The following is a 17,150-nucleotide window of genomic DNA, read 5'->3' on the forward strand; positions in this document are numbered from 1 at the left end:
GAGACATACTATGAAAGCTTCTACTAACTTAATCAGGGTGAAGCCAAAGAAACCATTCGATCTTTGGGATGCTCTAATTAATATGTTAATGATCGTGACAGCGTTAGCCTGCTTGTTGCCGCTATTGCATATATTAGCCAAATCCTTGAGTAAGGACGTCTATGTACTTGCGAATAAAGTCATGCTTTGGCCGATGGGATTCACCTTTGAAGCATACGGGAAAGTTCTAGGGGACGCATCCATTCTACGATCTCTATATGTGTCTGTTGTAGTAACTGTGCTGTTTACGATACTTGGAATGCTTATTACGATTTGTGCAGCTTATCCTTTGTCACGTAAACAGCTAAGAGGGCGCGCATTTCTGTCGTTTATCTTTTTGATTACATTGTATTTCAGCGGTGGAATTATTCCGGAATATTTGCTTATCAATTCACTTGGTTTACTGGATACCTTGTGGGCACTTATATTGCCTCAAGCGTTTAGCGCATTTAACTTTTTGATTATGAGAAGCTCTATTTCCAGCAGTATCCCAGTCAGCTTAGAAGAATCAGCACGCATTGATGGAGCGGGACATTTCCGTGTATTATGGAGCATCGTACTGCCGCTTTCCAAGCCAATTATTGCAACACTTTCCCTATTCTATGCGGTTGGAAGATGGAATGCGTATCAGGATGCACTGTTTTATATTAAACAGAGAATTGATCTGCGCCCATTGCAGCTGAAAATGTATTATATGATTGTTGAAGCTAGCGAAAGCTTTCAGTTAGAGGCGACGCAAGTGCAGCTAACGAATCCGGATGTGCTGAAGGCTGCATGTGTTATTTTTGCTACAGTTCCTATTATTTGTGTATATCCATTTATTCAAAAATATTTTGTGAACGGTGTCATGCTAGGTGCTGTCAAAGAGTAAGAGGATAACTTATTTGGTAAAAATTAATTTAGGGAGGCAATTTATAATGAGAAACAAAAAATTTACAATCCTATTTTTAGCTGTAATTATGCTTCTGAGTTTATTGTCTGCATGCAGCAAGAACAATAATAACACTCCTAGTGCAAATACAGATAAAAAAGAAACCTCTCAGCCTGCCGCTACAGCAAGTACAGAAGAAAGTGGATACAAGGATTACTCAAATGGGTTTCCGGAAAAGGTAACGATTGAAATTCCAGTATATGAGCGTGCTTTTGAAGGCTGGAATGTGGCGGATAACTATTATACACGTTGGATTCAAAAGGAATTTGGAGATAAATATAATGTTACGGTCAAATATATACCAATCGCCCGTGGAAACGAAGTACAGGATTTTCAACAGCTGCTAGCAGCCCGTAAAGCACCGGATATTATTTTCCACTATGATATGCCGCAGCAGATTGCCTATTACAGCGAGGATGTTTTACAGCCCATCGAGTGGGAGGAAGTGGCCAAGTATGCTCCTACCTATTGGACTAATATGAGCTCGACCATTGAACAATACGGTACGATTAACAATGAAAAAATATTCTTCTTTGCGAGCAGGCCCGATGCGGATAACTTCCTGACATTAATTCGTAAGGATTGGGTCGAGCAGGTGGGCATGAAGGTAGATGATTTAACTTCGCTAGAGAAATTTAATGAGATGCTTGTAAAATGGAAGGATGCTGGTTTAGGCGTTGCAGGAGGAAACTTGGTTCGCAACAACTTTACTTACAATTACGGATTCCGCGATTGGCCAATCGATAAAGAATATCGCGCTTTAAACTCTGATCTTTCCATTGCAGATTTCACTACTGTAGCCACAGAACGTTATCTTCGCAATTTGAATTATCAATTTAATGCAGGAATTATTGATAAAGAGTTTTATTTAAGAGATGATGATAATAAGGTGAAATCCGAATTTGTAGCAGGAAGAACAGGTACTTATGGTACTTATTTAACTAGCAATTCAGATGTGATTGCTGCAACTCTGGCAAATAACCCAACTGCTGAATTTGCACTGCTTCCTTATGAAGTTGGTGCTCCAGAAGGTCTTGTACCACAGCAGCGTGCTTATTGGCCGTTCGGATTTATTATGGGAATAAACTATCAAACTCCTGAAATTGAACGTATTGCGGTTTGGATGTTCTTGGAGTGGATGAGTCAGCCAGACCATTTATTCTTCCTGCAAAATGGTGTGGAAGGCGAAAACTACACGCTTGATGCTGAAGGAATTGCTGTTAAAAATGCAGATTTTGCAGGCGAGTCTGTTCTAGCTATGAACAATAACAAGGACTATTGGGCGCTTGTAACAGAGGGGGCACTATATCCTGATCCAGCAGTCAATACCAAGGCGAAAATACGAAACTGGTCACCTGAAGGCTATGAAGGTTTAATTGAAGAGCACTTGAAAAATTATGATGCAGCAGCTCAATATCGTACACCAGATGCTTTATTTACTGAGGTAGTCACTACAGTTAGTGAATATAAAGCTGATTTGAATGAATTGTTCCAGGAATTGTATATTAAAATCGTTACTTCTCCAGAGGCTCAATTTGATTCATTGTATGAAGCAGCTAAAAAAACCTATCTTGATGCTGGATTTCAGAAAATTTTAGATGAGAAGAAAGCAATTATTGAAAAAGGCAGCTTCAAATAATTCATTTCATACAAAACCCGATTCCCGTAGTAGACGGAGTCGGGTTTTGTTATTCTCCGCGAACACTTATCCAGCAGCTGACTTCAAAAGCTATCACTAGGTATGAAATATTATTTTAAGGATATTGTGAATAATAAAACATTAGTTTAATATAAGTGCAGGTGCATTCTCAATTATTAAAATTTGGAGATTCGATTGCGTATGGAGGTGTGAAATGAAATTTGTTATAGGAATTGATGGTGGTGGAACAAAAAGCAAGCTGCATTTGGCTGATTTGTCAGGGAATACGATAGTAGAATTGCTTGGCGGACCTACGAACCTATATTCGATGGGGGCAGAGAGTGTCGAGCTGGAGCTTAAGAACCTAATTTCTCAAGCGATGGAAAGCAGCAAGTTGATATTGTCCAATTGTGAGGCATTCTGTCTAGGCAACTCTGGAGCAGATAGGCCTGAAGAGAAGCTTTTGTTTCAAAATATGCTGGTGAAATTCGGTATTAGGGGTAAGATTATCATCACAAATGATGCTGAAACCGCACTTGTAGCTGGGAGCGGAAAAAGAGAAGGCGTCGTCATTATATCGGGTACGGGTTCGTTGGCGTACGGAATTAATTCGCTTGGAGAAAAAGCCCGGTCTGGCGGTTGGGGACATATTGCAGGTGATGAAGGCAGTGGCTATGAAATCGGAATTATGGCGATCAAAGCAGCGCTGCGCAGCTATGACGGGAGAGAGCCCTCGACCATATTACTCCCGCAAATCATGAAAGAGCTAGAACTGGAACGACCAGAACAGCTGATTCGCTTTATTTATCAGCAAGCAGGAAAGCAGGATATTGCTGCTCTGACTAAAGTGGTGAAAAATGCTTTTTTAGAACATGACCCTAAAGCATCTGAAATATTATTACATGCAGCAAAAGAATTAATCCTAATGGCTGATGCCGTCATTCGTAAGCTGAGCTTGGAGGAAAAGGAGTTCAGCCTTGTATGTACGGGGAGCATTTTTCAACATATGCCATATGTTTATACACAGTTTGTTCAACAAATGAAGGAGCTTTATCCCCTTGCTGACGTAATTATTCCTAAACGAGACGCTGCATATGGTGCGGCTGCCATTGCACTGCTTTCCCTCTAATTCATATATAAGTTGAACTTAAAAAATGAAGTTTAAGCGAAGCGAGAAGATCGTTCTGTAGAAACGAAGTGTTCGCCTTTGCAGCCTTATTCTAACCTTTAAATGTCTTAGGAAATCAAAGAATCTGGCTGCAACAGCGATCGTAAGAATGATCTACTCGCGCAGCGCACAACACGGACTAGAATTGTCAGGGTTTATTTATTTATTTATTTATGAGGAGTGATTGGATGTTGAAGGGTGCACTTATTCGAATGGAAGAAGCATTTCATATGCTCACACCTATGGAGAAGAAAACGGCGGAATATATACTTAAGCATCCGAGTGAAACTGTGAATATGTCGGTACAAAAATTAGCGGAATTGGCTGAAGTAAGCGAAGCGACGATCGTACGGTTATCACGGACGTTGAACTGTAAAGGATTTCAGGACCTCAAATTAAAGATTGCTGCAGACCTATCCTACTCGCCATCGGATTCGGAAACCGACTCCTATCAAGAGATCAGAAGTGAGGCTGCGGTATCAGATTTAGTACAATCCATCTCTCATAACAATATTAAGTCGATTCAGGATACGATACTTGTCCTATCCGTAGAGGCATTGGAACAAGCGATCCATAAGCTGCAGCGAGCGAGAAAAATTGCTATTTTCGGTATCGGAGCTTCTGCTATTATTGCAGAGGACTTTCAACAAAAACTAATGAGGATTAATCGATGGTGTGAATCAGGCTATAGCTTCAATGCACAAGCAACGATTGCAGCTAATTTGAATGAGAATGATGTAGCATTAGGTATTTCATACTCTGGACAAACCAAAGATACGATACGTTCGCTTGAAATTGCCAAGGAGAATGGAGCCAATGTGATCTCGTTGACCAAGTTCGGCAGCAATCCGGTTGCCAATCTTGCTGACATCTGTCTTCATACCAGCTCTTTGGAGAAAAGTATCCGTACCGGGGCGATGGCCTCTAGAATGGCGCAGTTGAATATTATCGATATTTTGTATGTAGGGATTGCGTCAGGAAATATTGAAGAAAATATTCAGCTTCTTGAACGGACTAGGCTGGCGGTTAGCAGCTCCAAACAAAATAAATAAGCTGTTACTTAGCAGTCTTATTAACGAAGCATACCGTCAGGAGGGACTGACGGTTTTTCTTACTGCTAGATACTGAAATAAAATTACAAAATAAATTAGTTGAAAAGAAATAATATATTGAATTTTATTTAGAATTTGATATAATGTTCCTATAAAGGCTCTTTGATGAGGGGAAGAGGGAACGAAATGAACGTTTTGAACACAGAACAGTCCCATGGTAAATCAAATAATCTTGATGTGATGGATGCTGCGGAAATCATTGGTTTAATGAATGAAGCTGATTTGGAGGTTGTCTCCAAGGTGAGGTCGGAGATAGCCAATATTGCTGATGCAGTGGATTTAGTAGCTAGGAGCTTGAAGAACGGAGGAAGGCTAATTTATGTCGGGGCAGGCACAAGCGGTCGTCTAGGAATACTTGATGCTGTTGAATGCCCGCCGACCTTCGGAGTATCCGATCAATTAATTCAAGGGGTTATCGCAGGAGGACCAAATGCAGTATTTAAATCGGCCGAAGGCGCAGAAGACGATGAGAGTCAGGGGGGAATCGATTTACAGCAGATTGGCTTAAATTCTAATGATGCGGTTATGGCCATTAGCGCCAGCGGGAGAACCCCTTATTGTATTGGGGCTTTAAAGTACGCAGCAGCCAAAGGGGCAGGCACCATTGCTTTATCTTGTAATAAAAATGTCCGAATGAGCGAGCTGGCGGATATCAGTATAGAAGTGGATACAGGACCTGAGGTTATTACTGGTTCTACTCGTTTAAAGGCGGGAACAGCAGAAAAAATGGTGCTTAATATGATTTCAACAGCAGCTATGGTTAAGCTTGGAAAAGTATATAAGAACTATATGGTTGATATGATTGTCTCCAATCAGAAGCTAGCGGATCGCTCAAGAAGAATTGTAATGAATGCAGCAGACATTAGTAATGAAATGAAAGCACAAGAACTGTTGGAGGAAGCATCCGGAAATATGAAGGTCGCCATTGTTATGGCGCTTGCTAATGTAAATAAAGAAGAAGCGGCGCAATTGCTCTCCGAGCATGGCGGATTTGTTAGAAGGGCTGTTCATTCTAAAAATGGGTTGGTATAAGGTGCTTTTATTGTAAGCGTATTCGAAGTGATGTTCATAGGGGAGGTGGCATTCGATGTCTTTCTATTTGAGTAGTTTGCGAAAATCGTTACGAAAAAACTGGGATTTATATTTGCTCATTTTTCCGGTCGTTCTTTATTTTATTATTTTTCATTATTTACCGATGATGGGCATTCAGCTGGCATTTAAAAATTTGATGCCGCTAAAAGGGGTTTGGGGCAGTCCATGGGTAGGCTTTGAGCACTTTACACGTTTCTTTAACAGCTATTATTTCTGGGATTTACTCAAAAACACATTGGGAATTAGTATTTACTCATTAGCAGTCGGATTTCCGGTTCCTATTTTGTTGGCACTTATGATTAATGAGGTTAGCGGCAAGCGGTTCAAAAAAATGGTTCAGACGGTTACCTATGCACCGCATTTTATTTCCATGGTGGTCATGGTTGGTATGATTACTATGTTTCTGTCTCCGCAGACGGGGTTCATTAATGGAATTATTGAGTTTTTTGGTGGAGAGCCTATTTACTTCATGGGTGAGCCTGGAAAGTTCAAAACGATATACGTTCTCTCGAACGTATGGCAAAACATGGGATGGGCATCCATTATTTATATCGCAGTATTGGCGAATGTTGATCCGCAGCAGCATGAATCGGCGGTCATCGATGGAGCAAATAGGGTGCAGCGGATATGGTATATCAACATTCCATCCATATTGCCAACCATCGTCATTCTTTTTGTACTTGATGTAGGGCAGATCATGAATGTTGGTTTTGAAAAAATATTTCTTATGCAAAATGATTTGAATCGAAACGCCTCTGATGTTATTTCTACCTTCGTATATCGAAATGGGATATTGGGAGCAGAATATGGCTTCTCTACAGCGGTAGGTCTGTTTAATTCAGTCATCAACTTTACCCTTTTGATTTTGGTTAATGCAATTGCAAGAAAGACAAACGAAACGAGTCTTTGGTAGGGGGTGTACATAATGGCCGAAGGTTTTGCAAAAACGAGAGGCGATAAAGTGTTTATTTTTGTGAACACGTCGATTCTTATTTTAATAACAGCAATGGTGCTTTACCCGCTCATTCTAGTGGTCAGCTCTTCCTTTAGCAATCCGCTGCAAGTGATGAGCGGCAATGTGTGGCTCTTTCCGAAAGAGTTTACGATTCAATCTTATCAAATGGTGTTTCAGGATTCCTCTATTTTAATTGGATACAGAAATACACTTTTATACACCGTTGTTGGGACGCTCATTAATTTAACGATGACCATTGCAGCTGCCTACCCGCTGTCACGAAGGGATTTTGTAGGAAGGAATTTGATCACTGCTATGTTCGTTTTCACGATGTTCTTCAGTGGCGGCTTGATTCCAACCTACCTGGTCGTGAAAGGGCTTGGCTTGGTGGATACGTTTTGGGTAATGGTTCTTCCGAATGCGGTTGCTATGTATAACATCATTATTATGAGAACTTATATGCAGACATCCATTCCACCGGAGCTTCATGAAGCAGCCTATGTCGATGGAAGTACGAACATTGGCGTACTGTGGCGCATTGTGCTGCCGTTGTCGAAGCCGATATTAGCTGTAATGGTGCTATTTTATGGTGTGGCGCATTGGAATGCTTTCTTTAATGCATTGATTTATTTATCCGATCGTTCTCATTTCCCGCTGCAATTAATTTTGCGTGAAATTCTCATACAGAATCAGTTGTCCGCACAAATTATGGCGGATGTGGATTCATTGTCCGATCGACAAATGTTCGCAGAAGGAATCAAATACGCAGTCATTATTGTAGCAAGTGTGCCGGTATTGATCATCTATCCGTTTTTGCAGCGTTATTTTGTTAAAGGGTTTATGGTAGGCGCGCTTAAAGGATAAGACAGAGCAGGATTACAATTGCTGGACAGGCGGAGAGGTCAAATCTGACTTGTTTAGTATGTAATAATATGATTAGGGGGTCTTTACATGTACAAAGGTAAACATGCGATATCTATTATTGCAGCAATGATGATGGTCATTTCGTTGTTGGCAGGCTGTGCTTCCAATAACGGAGAAAACGCTCCTGTAGATAGTTCAGCGAGCAACCCGCCTCAAGAAGAACAAAAAGAGCTTTTAAACCTTACAGGAATGCCGATTGTTAACGAGCCGCTCACACTGAAGATGTTTGCGACGTCCAGTCCTTTTAACAAAGGGGAATTCAAGGATGTTGAAATGTGGGAGACGTATGAACAACTATCCGGTGTTCACGTGGAGTGGGATGCTGTTCCCGGCGCTAACGTTCTTGAGAAAAAAAATCTAGTGTTAAATACGGGCGGTACGCTTCCCGATGCTTTCTTTAAGGTAGATATGTCATCATTGGAACTGACTCGATATGGCAGCCAAGGCCTTCTTATTCCGCTTAATGACCTGATCGAGAAGTATGCTCCTAATTTCAAGAAAATCATGGATGAGAATCCAGATGTGAAGAAGGCAGTTACGATGGCTGACGGCAATATTTATTCTCTTCCTTATTTGGTAACAGCAACACCATCAAGACTGCCTTATAAAATGTTTGTCAATCAAAAGTGGCTAGACGCGACAAAGCTTCAGGCACCGACAACAACAGATGAACTATATGATGTTTTGAAGACATTCAGTGATTTTGATCAAAACAGCAATCAAAAGAAGGATGAAATTCCACTCACATCCGGTCATGGCATTGACGGTATTATTAACCCGCTAAAGGGAGCGTGGGGTCTTGGCAACAAAGGGCTTAGCCATCCCAATGTAGACGTTGATCCGGCCACACAGCAACTGCGTTTTATCCCGGCAGAGCAAGGTTATAAGGAAATGCTGCAATTTTTGAATAAATTATATTCAGAGAAGCTGCTTGATCAAGAAATATTTACGATGGATCTAGCTAAGCTTGCTGCAAAAGGCGCACTTGGACAAGTAGGATTCTCTTTTGCGACAAACAATAACCTAATTGGACCTGAAAACGAGAATGATCTCGTTGGATTAGAAGCGCTTAAAGGCCCGAACGGAGATAAATTGTATTTCCCTTTGAATCCGAATACTGGGGCAGTAGGAACATTCATGGTAACGAAGGATAATAAAAACCCGGAAGCAACAATACGTTGGATTGATTATTTCTATGGTGAAGAAGGACAACGTTTGTTCTTTATGGGAATTGAGGGAGAAACCTATACCGTTGCGGATGGAAAAGCGACGTTTACAGACCTAGTGAAGAAAAACCCCGACGGATTGTCTTTGAATGATGTGCTGGGTAAATATGTGGTTTGGGGCGGTGGTTCCAATCCTTCGGTTGCAGGCGACAAATATTTTGGTGATCAATTGATCGGTGATATTACAAGAGATGCGGCCTCGAAGTTGATGCCGTATACACCGGAAGAAGTATGGGGACCATTTGCTTTCTCCGAATCAGATTCAACTAGAATCAAAACATTGGAAAATGATATTCTCACGTATGTTAAAGATATGCAGGCGCAGTTTATTACAGGCCATGCCTCCTTTGACAAGTGGGAAGAGTATGTGAACGCATTTAATAAAATGGGATTGAAAGAGTATATGGAAATTTATAATAAAACGTATGAGGTATACAATAAATAGTTTTTTTACAATAATCCGTTTGCTGCTAACATGACACGCATGAGGGAGAACCGCAAGGGTCTTCCTCATGTGTCTATATATCGGCCAAACTAGGAGGAGAATTAGATTGTATACGGAGGTCAGAGAGCTTGGCGGGGTTCCAACTCTATTCATTAATGGCAGTCCTGAATATGCCAATGCCTATATTACCTATTTAGAAGAGCATGCGCGTTATTCCGATTTCTCGGCGGCAGGTGTTCATATTTATTCGCTGCCCGTGTATTTGGCATCTAGAGGAATAAACACAACGAGCGGAATCGGTCCTTTTCGCAAAGGCCTTTGGGATCAAGAGGAAGTTTTGGACTTTACTTCATTGGAAAAGGATTTGCAGCAGCTTTTGGCAGATGATCCAGCTGCATTAATATTTCCGAGAATCATGCTCGATATGCCCGAATGGTGGGATAAGAAGTATCCAGAGGAGTTAAATCGTTTATCGGATAATAGGACGCTGCGTCAGTCTTTCTCATCTATTCGTTGGCGAGAGGATGCAGGCTTTGCCCTGTCGCAAATTATCGATTATTTGAATCAGGAATCTTATCGAGAACATATTATCGGATATCAATTAAGTGCCGGAAATACGGAGGAGTGGTTCTATCACGGCAGTCCGAATGCAGACTATAGTCTTCCTGCACAACTCGCTTACCATCAATGGTTGGAACGTGAAGGCAAGACCGAACAGGGGATTTCGGATGAGATTAATGAAGATTGTACTTTGCTAAGCCCTATGAAGGATCAAGCCATAATTGATTATCGATTGTTTTTGAGCTTTGCGGTGACCGATGTTATTTTGTATTTCACCAAACTTGTGAAAGAGCTAACGGAAAAGCGATTAATCGTAGGTGTATTTTATGGTTATTCGCTTGAATTAACGGATTCGAGAACAGGGCATCATGATTTGCAAAGATTGCTGCGGCACCCATCGATAGATTTTCTATGCAGTCCTAACAGTTATATGGAACAAAGAAGGGCGGGATGTGATTGGCCCTTCATGTCGGTTACTCAGTCTATCCAAGCACATCAAAAATTGTTGTGGATGGAATGTGATACACGAACCTTCCTTACCCAGCCGCTGCGGGAAGCAAGGCCAGCCATTTGCCCCCCGGGAATGTATGAAGGCGGAGTATGGGAAAGGGTTGCCACAAGAGAGCAAACGTTAGCGTTAATGATTAAAAACTTCGGGCGCTGCTTAACGACAGGAACTGGCTATTGGTGGTTCGATATGTGGGGAGGCTGGTATGCGGATCCCGTAATTATGGAGCATGTGTCTCAGTTTCGACGAATAGGCACTGAATCATTGCTGCATGCTTCTCGCGGCTCCTCGGCAGAAATTGCAGTATTTGTTGACGAGAAGGCCTATTCTTACCTTCGGCCAGAATCGAATATAGGCCAAGCATGGACCTATAAGCAGCGTTTGGGATTAGGGCTGATCGGAGCTCCCTATGATATTTATGATATTTCTGATCTGCCATTGATTAGAGATAAAACGTATAAATTAGCTATATTCTTGAATACCGTTTGTTACAGCTCGGAGCTGGAGACGGAAGTCCGCGCGTTGGAAAGCAAAGGCACCTCAATCTGCTGGACCTATGCCCCGGGAATGCTGTCGTTAGCAGATTCAAGCATAGACATATCTAATATGTGTCGGCTCACGGGGGTGAAGCTTCGGAAACTGGATAAAGGAGAGGGAAATCGCCCTAGCAGCGGTGATGATCAGCTGTTAATAGTGGAGTCCTGTGAAGGGGAATTGAATGAACTGATGAGTTCTGAAATGGCATTCTTCCGATATGGCTTAGAACAGTCGGTTCAGCCTATTATCATCGTGGACGATTCCGATGCCTCAACGTTAGGTGTCCTCTCGGGGACGGAACTTTGCGGCCTCGCTATGAAAGAAGCGGAAGGCTGCAAAACGTTTTTCTCATCGGCACCCGATCTTCCAGCATCCTTGCTGCGAGCCATTGCTCGAAGTGCCGGCGTTCATCTTTATGTCGATTCAGATGCTGTTGTGTATGCCAATTCTAATTATTTATGTGTTCATGTTTCTGAAGAGGGGACTAAAGAAATAAAGCTGCCTAGTGCTTGTCAGGTCAGCGATGCGATTACCGGAGAAGTGCTGACGCGGCATTCTAATTTATTTTCTATTCATTTATCAAAATATGAAACGAAGTTATTGTTGCTAGAGTTTAATGATAACGATTTCAAATTATAGATGAAATGGGTGATCATATGAAGAAAATCCCTTTATTAATTGCAATTTGTCTCTTTATGAATATCGGAATGACAGCCTACGTGCAAGCCGAGGAAGCTCCTGAGGAACAAAAAGGCTACGTTTGGTTGGAAGGAGAAACAGGGAACAGCACAGGAGATTATACGGTCAAAGCGCTGCCAATGGCTAGCGGTGGTCAAGCTCTTGTCGTCGATAGTGTAGATGATACAAAAACACATGAGGTTAGTTATTCTTTTGAAGCGCCAAGCGAGTCGCAGTATGATATTTGGATATTATCTACGCCAGGAAATGCGTCTTGGGCCTCAAAGCTGAAGTGGAAGCTTGATGGAGCTGCCTATCAAGCTGTGACACCTACAGCAACCTCGCCAGCTGTCTATACTACGAACGATTATCGTAAAGTGCCATTAGCTTGGTATAAGCTTGGTGCAGTAAATATCGGAGATGGGACACATGACCTTCATTTTTTAGTTGATGGCAAGCGGACGCTGGATCAATCTATGATTTTGAACTATCTTGATGTCGTATCGATCGTACCCACTGCATGGGAATGGAGCCCAGCGGGTCTTGTCGAGCCCACGGAGCCTGAAGCACCACCTGAGACCCCTAGTGAAGATTTAGCTTATGTATGGCTGGAGGGCGAAGCGGGTGATTCTACTGGTGATTATATGGCGAAGTCGCTGCCAGCAGCAAGCGGAGGCAAGGCGCTTATCGTGGATAGCACGGATGATCAAAAGACACATTCGGCAGCCTACAGCTTTGATTCACCTGGAGCGGGATCTTATGATATTTGGATATTATCTACGCCAGGCAATGTGAATTGGGCATCGAAGTATAAGTGGAAGCTTGATGAAGCTGCTTATCAGTATGCAGCACCGATTGCACAATCACCAAATATCTATAATACGAACGACTATCGCAATGTTCCTCTCGCTTGGTATAAGCTCGGGATCAAGAATATAGGAGAAGGAAATCATACGCTGAGTTTCCTTATTGATGGTTTGCGGTCGCTTGACCAATCTATGATCTTGAATTATATTGACGCGATTGCAGTCGTGCCAACAGAATGGGGGTTCATTCCGGATTCACTTTCTAAGCCATTTGATCCTATGGAATTAAAGCTGGATTACGTTAGCGGAGCAGTGAATTCAACCGTAGCGGAGAGGGGATCGAGCGTTGCTGTTGAGGTCACAAGCAAGCTGACGGAAGCGGTAAACTTCAACGTAACATTAAAGGCAGAGCTGATTTGGAAGGGCGAGGTTGTATCACGAGTGGAGCAGCTTCCACAGGTTCCTATGTCGGGACGGACCGTAAATCAGGAATATAGTGATGAGCTGATGGTTCCGCTGCCTTTTAACGCACCGGAGTCGCAGCTGGAAATTCGTGTAGGGATTGTTAATTCGGCGTTTCAACAGGGTGAGTATGTGACTGTAGGTACGGTACAAGTAGGCTCGCAGCAGCCCATCGTTGAACATCTGTCAGCATCCGCACAATCGCTGGTGATCAGCTCTTTGGAAGAACCATCCGAATTTTCTGCTGGCACCGTATCCATTGATATTCACCAGGCAGTAGATTTTGATGCTAGAGCTTATGTATCATTTTGGAAAAATGGATTATTGTGGGCTGTTGCCGAAGCTGCAGAGGCTATTCCGACCTCGTCTTGGAGTAGCAATGAAGCCCATCTCGTCAATTTCCAGTTTCGTGTTCCGGAAGAAATCAATGAGGGTAATTACGAAGCCCAGTTTGGATTACACCGGATAGAAACAGCTTTTTCGGCTGGAAGCAGAGCTGATGTGATAATCCCGGAGAAGGAAACTTCTTATAAGCCGATGAGCCATGGCATTTTTAAAGATCATATAGGGCAATCCCATTTTTGGTACGTCACTCAAAATAATGTGATGGTTTGGGACGGCGAACCGTTTATTCCAATTGGGGGCATGTTTACATCCAAATATTTGATTAATTTCAACATCAATCAGCCAGCAAAAAATGAAGAGAATTGGCAATATGATTTGGCTGTGCTTGAACAAATGAGGATCGGCGGAGTAAAAGATGTATATGTGAATTCGGTAGTGGTTGGTACGGACGTGCCTGTGTGGGCATGGCAATATTTACTCGATTATTTCGAAGAGCATGACATGACCTATGGAATACAATTGAATGGAACACTCCGGAGAGAATTAGTGTCAGATGTTGTGAGGGCAAATGCGAATGATGCTGCATTCAAACAGGATGGTATAACTGAGAATGGTCCTGTAAGTATGACAATAAATGGTACGGATTTAAATCGATACTTGGAACGTGTAATTTCAACTAGATTCATAGTCATCCATACCGATTCGGGGGCAGTTGTTCAGACTGGAACGGGCAGCGTTCAGCAAGTATCAGGAAGTCAATATCGCTTATCTGCCGAAGTGATGCTCCCTGAAGGCGGGAATGGTTCGTATGAAATTCGTTTCTTGCCCAAAATTACTACGATCGGAAAAAGTGGAAGCCTGCATGATTTATGGGACTCTGCTGATGATATCGTTAACAAAATTAGCGGGCATGTCGAGCGATTCGAAGTGGGGCCTCATTTCAGGATGTTTGTAGACCCACATGCCAATGAAGCCAATATCGTCAATGGCGATGAGAAGCTTCGAGTTGATTCTGTGAAATATAATCTTGGTTTCCAAGCATGGCTGGAGCAAAAATATGATTCGATAAATCAGCTAAACGATGCATGGGAAATGATAACTCCTTTGAGCAGCTTCGAACTGGCATCTCAGCTTGTTCCAATACTCATGAGAGAGACCGATATTCAAGAAGCTCAAAATATCTATTTACTAAGTTCCCAAAGTGATCAGGTGTATATAGCTGATGGCTACTCCGGTAATTTATGGGATGATAATTTAATGTATAGGGAAGATTCTTATGCAGCCTTTAATAATCGAATTGCAGATTCAATTAAGCAATCCATTAATGTCCCTGTCGTATATAAGTATACGGCTGCAATGAAACGTCTTTTTGTGAATTCCGAGGTATCATCTAGTGGATACGATGGCCTTGGTGGAGAAATATATGGGCATGGCTTTACGGTCCATGAGAAGAGCGGGTACTCCTATTCCGCGGTAAAGCAATCGGCAAAAACACTATGGCTATTCACTACAGAGACTCAACTGGAGGAAAATGTTGCTCTAAAAGCAAGCACGGGGGAAGTAGGCTATCCCGATAAAGCTACGATGTTTGCCAATTTTGATACATTATTCGAAGCAGGGCATAAAGGCGTTTATGACTTTCTGTTCCATGCTCCGCATGATGCCAACTTACGAGATTATTATTCTTATACGGCTAAGCCTATTCAATTTGATTGGTTGAGAGAATATCGAGAACAAATGCTTTCGGCAGAACATGTAGATGAGATAGTAAACCAACAACCAAGCGATATCTATTACTCCTATCCAGGAGGCCAGACTTGGTGGTGGAACCCGAATCAACGAACTGCGGTCCTCCCAGGCGACGATTATAACGGTGCAGGAACTCTACGATCTAATGATAACAAATGGGTTCTGCCAACATTTGATTTGAATGTTCCCGCACCTGTTGTGATCATTAATTTGGAGGATGCCCCTGCCACTACGGTTTGGGGAAAACCGCTGAATGAAATAGTGTCATTGACGAATTGGAACAAAAAAATCGTGTATATGGGCTTGCGCAAAAACCTTGGTCAAATAGCAAAGCTCGATCACTATTTTACGCCTGAAATCATTGAGCTGGACAATGGTGATCAGGTACAGGTGCTGCAGCCTTCGGCTACATCTGAAGTCATCTTCCAAACAGAGGAAGGAAAGGTTTGGGGATTGAGAGACGGCAATTTATGGATCATTTCTAATCAAAACTGGCATACAACGACTACGATTCACTTTATTGATGGAATTGGACTCCATGAGCAGCCAAGCGTCGGATGGATCGACGGTGCTTTAAATGCAAGTAATGTTAGCCAAACCGAAGTGACGCTGCAATGGAGCGGAGCAAGCAATGCCGCCGGTGTGACGAGTTATCGCATAGATCAAAATGGCAGCGTGGGACAGCAGATAGACAAGCGTACGCTGACCGTAACTGATGCGGTTTATAGCTATACAGTTACAGGATTGTCACCTAATACGCAATATGAGTTTACGGTGCAAGCAGGCAATAAGGCAGGCGAATGGAGTTTAGACGGTCCGAGTATCACTGTTACAACAACGGTGGAAAGCGAGCAGTCGCCAGAAGAGAAGCCGATTGGAAATGTTGGAAATCCAACCGCAGCTCATATAAAACCATCTGCAGTGGAAATAGCGCGTGATCGTGCTCAGCAATTAGCAGCACAGGGGATTGCGGGGGCAGGAAAGCTCAAGCTAGCAGGGCAGATGTATGAATTAAAGCCCACTGCAGGTGAGGCAAGCGAAGCATGGTCTGAACCGGTTTCAATTACGATATCGTATGATCAAACCGGATTAGATGAGGAACTGCTCGGCATTTATTATTTAAATGAAGCGAGTGGAAAATGGGAGTATGCTGGTGGAGTGATAGATAGAATACAGCATCAATTTACTTATAGTGCAGAGCGTCCAGGGATTTATAGCGTTATGGAATTAGATCGGAGTTTCGATGATATTCCATCTGGCCATTGGGCGGAGCGCGCGGTTAAGGTGCTCGCAGCAATGCATGTAGTGAATGGTGTGGATGATAGACACTTCATGCCAACGGGCAAGACGACTCGGGCAGAGTTTGCCGCATTGCTTATAAGAGCGCTGGGATTAAAAGGTGAGGGAGACTCATCCTTCCCAGATATACCAAGCAATGCTTGGTATGCCTCTGAAGTCGCGATTGCATTCAAGGCTGGAATTGTGAACGGTGATGCCACTGGACAATTTAATCCGAATGCTCAGGTTAGCCGGGAACAAATGGCGATTATGGTCGTTAGAGCCTATGAGTATTGGAAAGGAATCCAAGCGAGAGAGAATCAGGCCATTGATGGATTCAAAGACGGTGATCAAATTTCTTCTTGGGCATCGGATAGCATTAGCAAGGTGCTTGCGCTTGGTCTTATGACAGGAAGAAGCGGGGAACGATTTGCTCCCAAGGATGAAGCCCTTCGTTCCGAAACGGCAATGGTCGTATGGAGCCTTCTGAACGCATTGAAACAGCAGAAGTAACTGAGTAATGAATCAACCTCCAACTCTGCCTGCATAGTAGAGCTGGCTCTAAGTAATCGATTATTCCATGCAGTCTATCCTGCACATATGCAGCAACTTCACACTTTTCAGCATCCTTAAGAGTCCTATCCTGTACCAGCGCAGTAGAATAGACCGTTTTGAGCTCCATCAGCTTATATAGG

At 42.7% G+C, this 17,150-nt stretch carries 10 protein-coding genes; all 10 read left to right on the forward strand.

Annotated features, from left to right (window positions below; all coding sequences use genetic code 11):
* Positions 1-10 precede the first annotated feature (10 nt).
* The 10 genes from MHI37_RS07685 to MHI37_RS07730 all read left to right on the forward strand — a co-directional run bounded on the left by MHI37_RS07685 (position 11) and on the right by MHI37_RS07730 (position 16,968).
* Complete coding sequence (locus MHI37_RS07685; protein WP_076334339.1) at positions 11-910, forward strand: carbohydrate ABC transporter permease; 900 nt, start codon at positions 11-13, stop codon at positions 908-910.
* A gap of 46 nt (positions 911-956) precedes the next feature.
* Complete coding sequence (locus MHI37_RS07690; protein ID WP_076334338.1) at positions 957-2,609, forward strand: extracellular solute-binding protein; 1,653 nt, start codon at positions 957-959, stop codon at positions 2,607-2,609.
* A 214-nt stretch (positions 2,610-2,823) separates the two neighbouring features.
* Positions 2,824-3,738 (forward strand): BadF/BadG/BcrA/BcrD ATPase family protein, encoded by a 915-nt coding sequence (locus MHI37_RS07695; RefSeq protein ID WP_076334337.1) that lies wholly within the window; start codon positions 2,824-2,826, stop codon positions 3,736-3,738.
* Between the two features lie 227 nt (positions 3,739-3,965).
* Entirely contained in the window at positions 3,966-4,829 is an 864-nt protein-coding gene (locus MHI37_RS07700; RefSeq protein WP_076334336.1) for a MurR/RpiR family transcriptional regulator, read from the forward strand.
* A gap of 186 nt (positions 4,830-5,015) precedes the next feature.
* Positions 5,016-5,921, forward strand: a complete 906-nt coding sequence (gene murQ, locus MHI37_RS07705; RefSeq protein ID WP_256709271.1) for an N-acetylmuramic acid 6-phosphate etherase — start codon at positions 5,016-5,018, stop codon at positions 5,919-5,921.
* Between the two features lie 55 nt (positions 5,922-5,976).
* Positions 5,977-6,894, forward strand: a complete 918-nt coding sequence (locus MHI37_RS07710) for an ABC transporter permease subunit (protein ID WP_076334334.1) — start codon at positions 5,977-5,979, stop codon at positions 6,892-6,894.
* A gap of 12 nt (positions 6,895-6,906) precedes the next feature.
* Complete coding sequence (locus MHI37_RS07715; protein ID WP_076334333.1) at positions 6,907-7,800, forward strand: carbohydrate ABC transporter permease; 894 nt, start codon at positions 6,907-6,909, stop codon at positions 7,798-7,800.
* A gap of 87 nt (positions 7,801-7,887) precedes the next feature.
* Entirely contained in the window at positions 7,888-9,531 is a 1,644-nt protein-coding gene (locus tag MHI37_RS07720; protein ID WP_076334332.1) for an extracellular solute-binding protein, read from the forward strand.
* Positions 9,532-9,637: 106 nt separating this feature from the next.
* On the forward strand, positions 9,638-11,776 hold the full coding sequence (locus MHI37_RS07725; RefSeq protein ID WP_076334331.1) for a hypothetical protein: 2,139 nt from the start codon (positions 9,638-9,640) through the stop codon (positions 11,774-11,776).
* 17 nt (positions 11,777-11,793) lie between these two features.
* Positions 11,794-16,968, forward strand: a complete 5,175-nt coding sequence (locus tag MHI37_RS07730; RefSeq protein WP_076334330.1) for an S-layer homology domain-containing protein — start codon at positions 11,794-11,796, stop codon at positions 16,966-16,968.
* Positions 16,969-17,150 lie beyond the last annotated feature (182 nt).

The organism is Paenibacillus sp. FSL H8-0548 (assembly GCF_038630985.1).
In the GTDB taxonomy this organism is placed as follows: domain Bacteria; phylum Bacillota; class Bacilli; order Paenibacillales; family Paenibacillaceae; genus Pristimantibacillus.

Coding starts and splice junctions, on each gene's coding strand:
- MHI37_RS07685 (WP_076334339.1), top strand. CDS start 11: ATGAAAGCTTCTACTAACTTAATCAGGGTGAAGCCAAAGAAACCATTC.
- MHI37_RS07690 (WP_076334338.1), top strand. CDS start 957: ATGAGAAACAAAAAATTTACAATCCTATTTTTAGCTGTAATTATGCTT.
- MHI37_RS07695 (WP_076334337.1), top strand. CDS start 2,824: ATGAAATTTGTTATAGGAATTGATGGTGGTGGAACAAAAAGCAAGCTG.
- MHI37_RS07700 (WP_076334336.1), top strand. CDS start 3,966: ATGTTGAAGGGTGCACTTATTCGAATGGAAGAAGCATTTCATATGCTC.
- murQ (WP_256709271.1), top strand. CDS start 5,016: ATGAACGTTTTGAACACAGAACAGTCCCATGGTAAATCAAATAATCTT.
- MHI37_RS07710 (WP_076334334.1), top strand. CDS start 5,977: ATGTCTTTCTATTTGAGTAGTTTGCGAAAATCGTTACGAAAAAACTGG.
- MHI37_RS07715 (WP_076334333.1), top strand. CDS start 6,907: ATGGCCGAAGGTTTTGCAAAAACGAGAGGCGATAAAGTGTTTATTTTT.
- MHI37_RS07720 (WP_076334332.1), top strand. CDS start 7,888: ATGTACAAAGGTAAACATGCGATATCTATTATTGCAGCAATGATGATG.
- MHI37_RS07730 (WP_076334330.1), top strand. CDS start 11,794: ATGAAGAAAATCCCTTTATTAATTGCAATTTGTCTCTTTATGAATATC.